The organism is Polaribacter sp., assembly GCF_051251875.1.
In the GTDB taxonomy this organism is placed as follows: domain Bacteria; phylum Bacteroidota; class Bacteroidia; order Flavobacteriales; family Flavobacteriaceae; genus Polaribacter.
Genome location: NZ_JBPOGL010000043.1, coordinates 1 through 12,564, shown reverse-complemented (window position 1 = coordinate 12,564; position 12,564 = coordinate 1). Strand labels below are relative to the sequence as shown.

The window sequence follows — 12,564 nt, the reverse complement described above, 5'->3', positions numbered from 1 at the left end:
TTTTAAATGACAAATAATTATTTTGAAAGCGAAGAATTTTCAAAAATAGATTTTACAAAAAGGAAAATCAAGAAAGGAGAATACGACAATTGTACGTTTATCAATTGTAATTTTGAGAATGTTCATGCATCAAATATTCAATTTGTAGAATGTGAATTTGTAGATTGTAATTTTAGCAATGCAATTGTAAATAATACGGCTTTTAAAGAAGTAAATTTTATCAATTGTAAAATGATAGGTGTAAAATTTAATGAATGTGATTCGTTTTTATTGCAGTTTAGTTTTAAAGATTGTCAATTAAGTTTTTCATCTTTTTATCAATTAAAAGTGCAGAATATAAAATTTGTAAATTGTAATTTACAAGAAGTAGATTTTACAGAAACCAATTTAACAAATACTGTTTTTGATAATTGTGATTTTAAAGGCGCTATTTTTGGTGAAACTAATTTAGAAAAATCAGATTTTAGAACGTCGTTTCAGTTTAACATCAATCCAGAAAATAATCGTTTAAAAGGGGCTAAGTTTGGTAAAGATAATGTTGTAGGGCTTTTATCAAAATATAAAATTGTTGTTGCATAAAAGTTTTAAGTAGCAAAGAAGCAGAGTTACAAAGGTGCAAAAGGTTAAAAGGAGCAAATTTTAAAAGAGAAACAAGCTAAACTTTGCCCTTTGTAACTACATTTCAACTTTGTAACTTTATTCAAAAAAAAGAAAAATGAAAACATTTAGAGATTTATTAGTTTGGCAAAAGTCTATGAGTTTTGTTACTGAGATTTATAAAGTTTCTAAATCTTTTTCTAAAGAAGAAACATTTGGATTATCATCTCAATTAAGAAGATCTGCAGTTTCAATTCCTAGTAATATTTCTGAAGGTTATGGAAGGGAAGGAGTGAAAGATTATCTTCGTTTTTTGAATATTGCAATTGCATCTCTTTTTGAATTACAAACACAATTAGAAATTGCTTTTAATTTAGAATATATAAAAAAAGAAAAATTTGATATTTTGTATGAATTAACAAGAGAAATAGAAAGAATGTTATCAAGTTTTATAAGAAGTGTAAAATCTAGAAACAATTAACTTTGAACCTTTGTTACTTTGTAACTCTGCAACTTTGAGCCTTTGTTACTTTGTAACTCTTCAACTTTGAGCCTTTGTTACTTTGTAACTCTTCAACTTTGAGCCTTTGAACCTAAATTTATGAGTTTAGAAATAGAAAATAAATTAGAAAAAATACCAGTTGTAAATCTCTTGGTAAAATTTGGAAAAAAAATAAAAATTCCAGGACTAGAGGGTATGTCTTTGTATGATGTTATTGAACTGTATATTATAGGTATTGTAAAAGGTGCTTTAACAACAAGAGCAGGCGGAATTGCATTTAGCTTTTTTATGGCAGTTTTTCCTTTTATGCTTTTTATTTTAACACTTATTCCATACATTCCTATAGAAGGTTTTCAAGAAGGTTTATTTTCATTTATCAAAGAAATTTTACCACCACAAACCTTCGAAGCGGTAAATGTTGTTTTAGGAGATATTATTAACAATCAATATGGTGGGTTGCTTTCTTTTGGTTTTTTATTGTCTATTTTTTTAATGACAAATGGTGTAAATGCAATCTTTGGTGGCTTCGAATATTCGTATCACATTACAGATGTTAGAAACGTTTTTAGATCGTATTTTATTTCTTTGGGGGTTTCTTTGTTAATGTCTCTTTTCTTAATTGTAACCATTACGTCCCTTATTTTATATCAAGTTGCATTGTCTAAAATTGATGAACAAGGTTGGTTTAATACTAGCGATTTAAATCTATTCTATATTGGGAAAAATGCCGTTTTTCTAGCGATGATTTTTACCATTGTTTCTTTACTTTTTAGATATGGAACAAAGCAAGGAAAAGAAACAAGGTTCTTTTCTGCAGGTGCACTTTTAACAACTGTTGTTTCTTTATTTACATTTTATTTATTCGGAATTTATGTGGTAAAATTTGCGCAATACAATCAATTATACGGTTCTATTGGTACACTTTTAATTTTGATGTTGTTTGTGTGGTTAAATGCAATTATTTTATTGTTAGGTTTTGAGTTAAATGCTGCTATTTACGCTTTAAGATTCAGAAATAAAATTGATTCTATCTTATAACATTTCTAAGTTTTTCACGATATTTGCCGCCTCAATTATCAATGATTAATTATCATTTAGCAATATTAACATTCGTTATAAATAATTAAAGACTGATAATTGATTACTGAACATTGATAATTACTTATATGAAACCAAGCATACCAAAAGGAACCAGAGATTTTTCGCCAACAGAAGTAGCCAACAGAACGTATATTATAAATACGATTAAAACTGCTTTTGAAACATTCGGATTTCAACCTATAGAAACTCCAAGTTTCGAAAATTCATCAACCTTAATGGGTAAATATGGTGAAGAAGGAGATCGATTGATTTTTAAAATTTTGAATTCTGGAGATTTTTTAAAGAAAGCAGATGCTACACTTTTATCAGAAAAAGAGAGTGTAAAAGTTACTTCTCAAATATCAGAAAAAGCCTTGCGTTACGATTTAACCGTGCCTTTTGCGCGTTATGTTGTGCAACATCAAAATGACATTACATTTCCTTTTAAAAGATATCAAGTGCAACCAGTTTGGAGAGCAGACAGACCACAAAAAGGACGTTTTAGAGAGTTTTTTCAGTGCGATGCAGATGTTGTTGGTAGTAAATCCTTGTGGCAAGAAGTAGAATTTATACAATTGTATGATACTGTTTTTACCAAATTAGGTTTGGCAGAAACAACCATCAAAATTAATAATAGAAAAATACTTTCTGGTATTGCAGAAGTTATTGGCGCTCAAGATAAATTAATAGATTTTACAGTTGCTTTAGACAAGTTAGATAAAATTGGTAAAGAGGGCGTTGTTAAAGAAATGTTGTCTAAAGGAATTACCGAAGAAGCTATTGAAAAAGTGCAACCTTTGTTCGATTTTACGGGTACTAATTTAGAGAAATTAGCTTCTTTAGAAAACATGTTATCTTCTTCTGAAGAAGGAACCAATGGAGTAGAAGAGCTGCGTTTTGTAATTAATGCTATTGAAGAATTGGGTTTAGAAACAGCCGCTTTAGAAGTAGATGTAACTTTAGCAAGAGGATTAAATTATTACACAGGCGCAATTTTTGAAGTTGCTGCACCAAAAGGTGTAAAAATGGGTTCTATTGGTGGCGGTGGTAGGTATGATGATTTAACAGGTATCTTTGGATTAAAAGATGTTTCTGGCGTTGGAATTTCTTTTGGATTGGACAGAATTTATTTAGTCTTAGAAGAATTAGGCTTGTTTAAAACGGTAGATTTGCCAAAACCAAAAATTATTTTCTTAAATTTTGATGCTGCTACCGATGTTCTTAAAATGAAAGCATTAAAAAGTTTGAGAGAAAATTCGATAAAATCTGAGTTTTATCCTGATTTAGGTGAAAGTAATAAGGCGCAAAAACGACAATGGAAATACGTTACAAATAGAGAAATAGAATTTGTAGTAGCTAATGTAGAAAACAATCTATATTCCTTAAAAAATATGATTTCTGGTGAACAAACAGATTGTTCATTATCAGAATTGATTGCTACATTAAAAGCATAAATTATAGTTTTATAATTTTTATTGATTCGTAAATTAAAATAATACGTTGCAAACACGTAAATTTGCACTTTAATAAAGAATGAAATGTTTGAATTGATCAGCAAAATGAATGACGAAAGAATTGAAGAAATAGGAGAGAATCACGTAGGTACTTCTGCTAAAACTCCATTAAGAGCAGATGCTTTTGATATTTCTGACGCAGAAAAAATTGAAAGAATCCAAGAAAGTGTTAAAGATATTTTAATTACTTTAGGAATGGATTTAACAGATGATAGTTTACAAGGAACGCCTAAAAGAGTGGCGAAAGCTTTTGTAAATGAGTTGTTTATGGGCTTAGATCCTAAAAACATGCCAAAACCTTCTACTTTTGAAAACAATTACAATTATGGTGAAATGTTGGTAGAAAAAAACATTGTGGTATATTCTACTTGCGAACATCATTTATTACCAATTATTGGTAGAGCACATGTTGCTTATATTTCTGATGGAAAAGTAATTGGTTTATCAAAAATGAACAGAATTGTAGAGTACTTTTCTAAAAGACCACAAGTTCAAGAGCGTTTAACCATGCAAGTTGTGCAAGCAATGCAAGAAGCTTTAGGTACACAAGATGTTGCTTGTGTTATAGATGCGAAACATTTGTGTGTAAATTCTAGAGGAATTAAAGACATAGAAAGTTCTACAGTAACAGCAGAATTTGGAGGTAAATTTAAAGAAAAAGAAACAAAAAGAGAATTTTTAGAGTATCTTAAAATGAATACAAAATTCGAGTAGATTTCGTTTTTATAAGTTGATAAACTTAAAATATTAAAAAATCCGTTTAGAAATTCTAAACGGATTTTTTTATGCAAAATTTTATGTAAAATATATGTTGTATGGTTTTTGTATGGATTAATTTAATATTAAAACAACAATGTGCTTTTATGTATGGTTTATGTATTAGTGGTTTAACGTGTTGAAAATGAAATGAGTTCTATATTTGAGAAAACTAAATTTTATGTATAAAACACAATTAACTAAACTACTTTTTTTAGTATGCATTACATTTTCATTTTCTAATTATGCACAAACCATAATAGCAGGTAATGGTAGTTATACTAAAACTTTTCCAGGAACAGATGTTGCTGGTAGAAATGGATATCCTTCTGGTTCTCCTCAATTAACTGGTAATGCTTTAGGAAAACCAGTGCCAACAAATGATTGGTGGTCTAAATTAGTAAAAGAAGATCATGCAGATAATTTATTTAATTATCCTATGACATTAAAAACCACTAATAATGGTTTAATTGTAACGTATATTCCATCTGGAGTTATTGGCGATTCTGCTCCGATTGAAGTAAAACTATCTGGTTTATCAACAACAAAAACAACCGTTTCTGATTATTCTGATTGGACTGTAACCATGAATTGGAAAGACGGTAATCACGAATTAAAAACAATAGCAGGAATTGGAATGCCTTTTTTATACTTTGAAAAAGATGCTGATGATATTGTTGAAATTAAAGTGAATTCTGGTACATCAACAATTTCAAACGAATTATTAATTGTAGAAAATGCTACAAGTGGTGCAGATTTTGTTTTTTATGCACCTGTTGGAAGTACTTGGGTAAAATCAGGAAATGTATTTACATCAACCTTAAATGGAAAAGACTATTGGTCTATGGTAATGTTGCCTCTAACAACATCAAATGTAAATGCAGCAGCGCAAGAATTTAAAAAATATGCCTATGTTTTTCCAACAAATACAGAAACTTCTTGGACTTATAATGAAACATCATCTAAAGTAACAACAACGTTTACGGTTAATACTGTTGTAAAAGAAGGGGCTGAAACAGATATGTTATTAGGGTTATTGCCTCATCAATGGAATAATTTATCATCAACTTCTACAACTCCCAATGAAGCTACTTATAGCTCAATAAGAGGGGCTTTAAAAATGTTAAAAGGAAATACTTTTTCTGTAGAAAATACTTTTAAAGGTATTTTACCAACGTTACCTTATTTAGCAAATTATAGCGAAGGTTTTAGTCCTGCTGCTTTAGATAGTAAAATTGCTCAAATTGAAAATGATGGTTTAGCAACTTGGACAGATTCTTATAACGAAGGGCAAGTGATGAATCGTTTAATTCAAACGGCAAGAATTGCAGATCAAACAGGCAATATTGCTGCAAGAGATAAAATGATTGCAACAATAAAAGAACGTTTAGAAGACTGGTTGTCTTTTGAATCTGGAGAAATAGCATTTCTTTTTTATTACAATACTGCGTATTCTACTTTAATAGGTTATCCTGCAGGTCATGGACAAGATTCTAATATAAATGATCATCATTTTCATTGGGGATATTTTATTCATGCAGCAGCTTTTATGGAGCAATTTCAACCAGGTTGGATGAATCAATGGGGAGAAATGATAAATCTTTTAGTGAGAGATGCAGCTTCATCAGACAGAAATGATGACACGTTTCCTTTTTTAAGAAATTTTAGTCCGTATGCAGGTCATAGTTGGGCAAATGGATTTGCTACTTTTCCACAAGGAAATGATCAAGAATCAACATCAGAAAGTATGCAATTTGCGTCTTCTTTAATTCATTGGGGAACGATTTCAAACAACAAAGAAATTAGAGATTTAGGAATTTATATTTACACAACAGAGCAAACTGCCATTGAAGAATATTGGTTTGATGTTTATGAACGCAATTTTTCTAGTTCGCAACAATATAGTTTAGTGTCTAGAGTTTGGGGAAACTCTTATGATAATGGAACTTTTTGGACTTCAGATATTGCTGCTTCTTATGGTATAGAATTGTATCCAATTCATGCAGGATCTTTTTATTTAGGTCATAATCAAACGTACGCACAAAAATTATGGGATGAAATTTCTCAAAATACAGGGGTTTTAAATCAAGAAAATAATGATAATTTATGGCATGATACCTATTGGAAATATTTATCAATGATAAATCCTCAAGAAGCTATAAATCTTTACAACGCCTATCCTGATAGAAATTTAAAGTTTGGTATTTCTGATGCTCAAACATATCATTGGTTGCACAGCGCAAATGCTTTGGGAGTTGTAGATGCAACGATTACTGCAGATTACCCAATTGCAATGGTTTTTAAACAAAATGGAGAAACTACGTATGTTGCTCATAATTATACCAATTCAGAAATTATTGTTTCTTTTTCTGATGGATTTCAATTAACAGTTCCTGCGCGTCAAATGATTACGAATAAAGATGTTTTAATTTCTGGAGTTATTAGCTCAGATTTTAATCAAGCGTATGCAAACGGAAGTGTAAATTTATCAGTATCAACTACAGGAAGTGGTGTTACAAAAGTTGAATTTTATAACGGAACAGCTTTATTGGGTACAAAAACGGATGCTCCATATAATCTTAAAGCAGAAAATTTAGTACTTGGTGTGCATGGTATGTATGCAAAAGTGTATGAAAATACAAACTTTAATGTAACCAATATTGTACAAATTCAAGTTGGTGAACAAGTACCTTATTTAGATACTGCTTTTTTAATTCCAGGAAGTATTGAAGCAGGAAATTATGATAAATTTGAAGGCGGAGTTGGGCAAAATATTAGTTATGTTGATGTTTCTCAAAATAATGAAGGTGATTTTAGAACTGATGAATATGTAGATGCTGCAATAGATAATGCAGAAGGAAATACAGTTGGTTGGATTTCTGCTGGCGAATGGTTAGAGTATTCAATTGATGTGCAAACTTCTGGAAAATACAATGTAGATGTTCGTTTTGCTTCTGGTAATTCAAACGGAGGAGGTCCTTTTTATTTTGAGATTGATGGTAAAAAAATTAGCTCAGATATTAATTTGACTTATACAAGTGATTGGTCTAGTTGGCAAACTAAAACCGTAAATGACATTGAGTTTACAAAAGGAAAACATATTTTAAGAGTTGTTTTTACGAATGGTGAATTTAATTTAGCAAAAATGGATTTTACATACGCTGCTCCTTTAGATTATATGCCTCCAGTTGCAAATGCAGGAGATAATGTTGTTGTTATTACTCCAGAAACAACTGCAACTTTAGATGGTTCTTTAAGTAATGATCCAGAAAATGAAACAATTACGTATTTGTGGGAACAAATTTATGGACCAACAATAATTAATTTTAATGATACTACTTTAGAATCTCCATCAATATCAAACTTAGAAAAAGGTATTTACAAATGTAAGTTAACGGTTAGTGATGGTACATATTCTGCAAATAGTTTTGTGTTGGTTATTGTTCAAGATAATGCAAATGCAAATCCTACAATTTCAATTACATCACCATCAAACAATAATTCTTTTTCTGTAGGTACAGCAATAAATATTACAACTTCTGCTGCAGATTTAGATGGAACAATTACAAAAGTTGAGTTTTACGATGGTAACACAAAAATTGGTGAAGATACAACTGCACCTTTTTCTTTTAATTGGACAAATGCTGCAGTTGGTACGCATGAATTGAAAGCAATTGCTATAGATAATGAAGCTGCACAAACTACTTCTCAAAGTATAAATATTACTGTTAACGAAGTAAAAGAATGTACAGAAACATCAAATGTTGCGCAACAAGGTTCATTTTCTACAGGTTATACTGCTACTTTTGAAACTATAGGAACAAGTGTAAAAATAACTTTTGAGTTGTTAGATACGGATAGAGTAGGTGTTGTTGCTTATTTATGGAAAGAATCTCCTTTTGAAGAAACTCAAATGGAAAGTGTTTCTGGATTAAAATTTACAAAAACCATTGGTGGTTTAACTGCAGGACAAACGATTTCTTACGGATGTAAATTTGCATTTTCAGGAGGGTTGGCAGTTACAAAATATATCAATTATATAGTTGGTGATAGTTGTGGTACTTTAAGTGTTTCTGATGTTTCTTTACAAAATGAAATCATTGTGTATCCAAATCCTGTTAAGAATACACTTTTTATAGTTTCTAAATCTGTTGATATTTCAAAAATTGAAATTTACTCAACGTTAGGAAGTATGGTTAAAAAAGCTACAAATAATTTTAACAGCATTCAAGTAGAAGATTTATCTAAAGGATTGTATCTAGTTAAAATTTATACTGATAAAACAGCAATCACTAAAAAGTTTATTAAAAATTAAAAAATAATTTTAGGAATAAAAAAATCCGTTTAGAAATTCTAAACGGATTTTTAATTGTTAGTTATTTCTGATTTCAGAAAATAAATTTTAGTGTTTAATCAAAACCCATTCACCTTTTTCTAATAAAGGAATAGCCTGTTTATATTTTACTTCTTTTTCTTCACCGCTCATAACATTCTTAATAGTAACACGCTCGTTTCTACCAATTTTTGGTTGCTCTCTAACAATGGTTTCAACAGGTTCAGATTGTTTTGGTCTAGAGTTTTCAATAGCTTGTTCTGTTGAATTTTGAACATCTGCTTTAGAGGTGTTTAAACGCTCTTTTTTTTGTTGACGAGCTTCTGATATCTGAGAACGATCTTGTGTTGGTAATTCCCCTTTAAATAAGAAAGAAAGTACTTCTTTGTTGATGCTGTCTACCGTAGTTTTAAACAACTCAAAAGCTTCAAACTTATAAATTAATAACGGATCTTTTTGTTCATAAGATGCATTTTGCACAGATTGTTTTAACTCATCCATTTTACGCAAATGCTCTTTCCAGTTTTCATCAATAATAGCTAACGTAATGTTTTTTTCAAAGTCTACAATTAAACTTTTTCCTTCACTTTCATAGGCATCTTTTAAGTTGGTTACTACTTGTAAAGATTTACTTCCGTCTGTAAAAGGAACTACAATGCGTTCGTATTTATCACCTTCGTTTTCAAATACATCTTTTATTACAGGGTATGCTAAAACGGTATTTCTTTCAATTTTAGCTTTATAATGTGCTGTAATAATGGTGTATAATTTATCTGTCAATTCTTTTTCAGAAAGTTTTTCAAATTCTTCTTCAGAAAAAGGAGAAGTTGTTGAAGAAAAACGAATCAATTCAAATTCAAAATTCTGAAAATCTTTTGTTGCTTTATTATTGTTGATGATAAGTTCGCAGGTATCATAAATCATATTTGCAATATCTACTTGCAAACGTTTTCCGTCTAAGGCATTACGTCTTCTTTTGTAGACAAATTCACGCTGAGCGTTCATAATATCATCATATTCTAACAGACGTTTACGAATACCAAAGTTGTTTTCTTCTACTTTCTTTTGTGCTCTTTCAATAGATTTGGTAATCATAGAATGCTGAATTACTTCGCCTTCTTTTAATCCCATTCTATCCATCATTTTGGCAATTCTTTCAGAACCAAACAAACGCATTAAGTTGTCATCTAAAGCTACATAAAATTGAGTAGACCCAACATCACCTTGTCTTCCTGCACGTCCACGTAACTGTCTGTCTACACGTCTAGAATCATGTCTTTCTGTACCAATAATAGCCAAACCACCAGCTTTTTTAACTTCGTCTGCTAATTTAATATCGGTACCACGTCCTGCCATGTTTGTTGCAATAGTTACAACCCCTGGTTTTCCTGCTTCTGCAACAACATCTGCTTCACGTTTGTGTAGTTTTGCATTTAAAATATTATGAGGAATTTTACGCATTTGTAACATTCTTCCTAATAATTCTGATATTTCTACTGAAGTTGTTCCTACTAAAACAGGACGTTTTTCTGCAACAAGTTTTACAATATCTTCAATAACAGCATTGTATTTTTCTCGGGCAGTTTTATATACTAAATCTTGTTTATCATCACGTTGAATAGGTTTGTTGGTAGGAATTTCTACAACATCTAATTTGTATATTTCCCATAACTCGCCAGCTTCTGTAACCGCAGTTCCGGTCATTCCAGAAAGTTTGCGGTACATTCTAAAGTAATTTTGAAGTGTAACGGTTGCAAATGTTTGAGTTGCATCTTCAATTTTTACATTTTCTTTGGCTTCAATAGCTTGGTGTAATCCGTCTGAATAACGACGGCCGTCCATAATACGACCGGTTTGTTCATCAACAATCATAACCTTGTTTTCCATGACTACATATTCTACATCTTTTTCAAAAACAGTGTATGCTTTTAAAAGTTGATTCATAGTATGAATACGTTCGCTTTTAATGCTAAAATCTTGGTATAAATCATCTTTTAAAGCAGCTTTCTCCTCTTTAGAGATTTCAGAAGCATCAATTTCACCAATTTTTATTCCAATATCTGGTAAAACAAAGAAATTATCATTTTCAGTTTTTTCTGATAAATGTGCAATTCCTTTATCTGTTAAATCTATTTGATTGTTTTTTTCTTCAACAACAAACCACAAAGCCTCATCTACTTCTGGCATTAGTTTGTTATTGTCTTGCATGTAATAGTTTTCTGTTTTTTGAAGAATTTGTTTATTTCCTTCTTGCGATAAAAACTTAATTAACGCTTTGTTTTTTGGCAAACCTCTGTAAACTCGTAATAATTGGAATCCGCCTTCTTTTGTATCGCCAGCGGCAATAAGCTTTTTAGCTTCTGCTAAAACTCCTATTAAATACTTGCTTTGAATACCTACTAAATCATTTACCAATGGTTTAAGTTCATTAAACTCATGTCTGTCTCCTTGTGGTACAGGACCAGAAATAATTAAAGGTGTTCTTGCATCATCTATTAATACAGAATCTACTTCATCAATAATTGCATAGTTAGGTGCTCTTTGTACTAAATCATCTTTAGAACTGGCCATGTTATCACGCAAATAATCGAAACCAAATTCGTTATTTGTACCATAAGTGATGTCTGCATTGTATGCTTTTCTACGCGCATCAGAATTTGGTTGATGATAATCGATACAATCTGTTGTAAAACCATGAAATTCAAAAATGGGTCCCATCCATGCTTTATCACGTTTTGCCAAATAATCATTTACGGTTACTAAATGCACACCATTTCCTGTTAAGGCATTTAAATAAACGGGTAGGGTAGAAACCAAAGTTTTACCTTCACCAGTCATCATTTCTGCAATTTTTCCTTGATGTAAAACAGAACCACCAATTAATTGAACATCATAATGTATCATATCCCAGGTAACAGGTTTCCCTGCAGCATCCCAAGAATTTTGCCAAATAGCTTTGTCATCTTCTAAAAGAACATGCTCTCTAATACCCGATAATTCTCTATCAAAAGCAGAAGCTGTAACTTCAATTTCTTCGTTTTCAACAAAACGTTTGGCCGTTTCTTTGACAACAGCAAAAGCTTCTGGCATTATTTTTTGTAAGGTTTCTTCAGAAACTATATAGGCTTCATTTTTTAAGGAATCTATTTCTGTATAAATATCTTCTTGTCTGTCAATATCTGCAGCAGTAGCTTCTTCTTCTAAAGCTAAGATTTTAGCGTCAAATTCTTTAGTAGCTTCTTTAATTCTAGCCTTAAACTCAAGAGTTTTTGCTCTTAATTCATCATGTGATAAAGCTGAAATTGCTGCTTCAAATTTTCTTACTTCTTCAACAATTGGTTGTAAATTTTTTAAATCTTTTTGCTGTTTGTCTCCAACAAAAAGTTTAATTACTGAATTTAAAATATTCATTATTCTGTTATTTTCAGTTAAGTTATTAACTGTATTATAGTTCCGTATCAGGTTTTTTTAAAAGCCTGAAAAATAGTTTTCTTGATTGAGAAAACAAAAAAAAAGCCTCATTAGAGACTTTTTTATATAATTTAGTATTTATTAATATTCATCTTCGTTCCAAAGATAATCATCTTCGGTCGGATAATCTGGCCAGATTTCTACTATTGAATCGTACGAATCACCTTCATCTTCGATATCTTGTAAGTTTTCTACTACTTCTAACGGAGATCCAGTTCTAATAGCGTAATCTATTAATTCGTCTTTGGTTGCTGGCCAAGGCGCATCTGCTAAATAAGATGCTAATTCTAATGTCCAATACATTTCTTAAT

At 30.6% G+C, this 12,564-nt stretch carries 8 protein-coding genes; 6 read left to right on the top strand and 2 right to left on the bottom strand.

Annotated elements, in window-relative coordinates; genetic code table 11:
* The first annotated feature begins 6 nt into the window (after positions 1–6).
* From ACSHW5_RS15190 to ACSHW5_RS15165, 6 genes are all read left to right on the top strand, one after another.
* Positions 7–579: a pentapeptide repeat-containing protein gene (locus ACSHW5_RS15190; protein ID WP_435676998.1), complete on the top strand. Its 573-nt coding sequence runs from the start codon at positions 7–9 to the stop codon at positions 577–579.
* Between the two features lie 136 nt (positions 580–715).
* Entirely contained in the window at positions 716–1,078 is a 363-nt protein-coding gene (locus ACSHW5_RS15185) for a four helix bundle protein (protein ID WP_435676997.1), read from the top strand.
* A gap of 120 nt (positions 1,079–1,198) precedes the next feature.
* Positions 1,199–2,137: a YihY/virulence factor BrkB family protein gene (locus tag ACSHW5_RS15180; RefSeq protein ID WP_435676996.1), complete on the top strand. Its 939-nt coding sequence runs from the start codon at positions 1,199–1,201 to the stop codon at positions 2,135–2,137.
* 128 nt (positions 2,138–2,265) lie between these two features.
* Positions 2,266–3,633: a histidine--tRNA ligase gene (gene hisS, locus ACSHW5_RS15175; RefSeq protein WP_435676995.1), complete on the top strand. Its 1,368-nt coding sequence runs from the start codon at positions 2,266–2,268 to the stop codon at positions 3,631–3,633.
* 105 nt (positions 3,634–3,738) lie between these two features.
* The gene (folE, locus tag ACSHW5_RS15170) at positions 3,739–4,407 is read left to right on the top strand and encodes a GTP cyclohydrolase I FolE (protein WP_435676994.1); all 669 of its coding nucleotides are present in this window, start codon (positions 3,739–3,741) and stop codon (positions 4,405–4,407) included.
* 223 nt (positions 4,408–4,630) lie between these two features.
* Positions 4,631–8,764 (top strand): glycosyl hydrolase, encoded by a 4,134-nt coding sequence (locus tag ACSHW5_RS15165; protein ID WP_435676993.1) that lies wholly within the window; start codon positions 4,631–4,633, stop codon positions 8,762–8,764.
* Between the two features lie 87 nt (positions 8,765–8,851).
* Here ACSHW5_RS15165 and secA read toward each other — a convergent pair whose 3' ends face one another.
* Together secA and ACSHW5_RS15155 are read right to left on the bottom strand one after the other, a co-directional pair.
* Complete coding sequence (gene secA / locus ACSHW5_RS15160) at positions 8,852–12,193, bottom strand: preprotein translocase subunit SecA (RefSeq protein WP_435676992.1); 3,342 nt, start codon at positions 12,191–12,193, stop codon at positions 8,852–8,854.
* A 141-nt stretch (positions 12,194–12,334) separates the two neighbouring features.
* Positions 12,335–12,556 (bottom strand): DUF2795 domain-containing protein, encoded by a 222-nt coding sequence (locus ACSHW5_RS15155; protein ID WP_004571063.1) that lies wholly within the window; start codon positions 12,554–12,556, stop codon positions 12,335–12,337.
* Between the last annotated feature and the right edge of the window lie 8 nt (positions 12,557–12,564).

Coding starts and splice junctions, on each gene's coding strand:
- ACSHW5_RS15165 (WP_435676993.1), top strand. CDS start 4,631: ATGTATAAAACACAATTAACTAAACTACTTTTTTTAGTATGCATTACA.
- ACSHW5_RS15155 (WP_004571063.1), bottom strand. CDS start 12,556: ATGTATTGGACATTAGAATTAGCATCTTATTTAGCAGATGCGCCTTGG.
- ACSHW5_RS15185 (WP_435676997.1), top strand. CDS start 716: ATGAAAACATTTAGAGATTTATTAGTTTGGCAAAAGTCTATGAGTTTT.
- ACSHW5_RS15180 (WP_435676996.1), top strand. CDS start 1,199: ATGAGTTTAGAAATAGAAAATAAATTAGAAAAAATACCAGTTGTAAAT.
- secA (WP_435676992.1), bottom strand. CDS start 12,193: ATGAATATTTTAAATTCAGTAATTAAACTTTTTGTTGGAGACAAACAG.
- ACSHW5_RS15190 (WP_435676998.1), top strand. CDS start 7: ATGACAAATAATTATTTTGAAAGCGAAGAATTTTCAAAAATAGATTTT.
- folE (WP_435676994.1), top strand. CDS start 3,739: ATGAATGACGAAAGAATTGAAGAAATAGGAGAGAATCACGTAGGTACT.
- hisS (WP_435676995.1), top strand. CDS start 2,266: ATGAAACCAAGCATACCAAAAGGAACCAGAGATTTTTCGCCAACAGAA.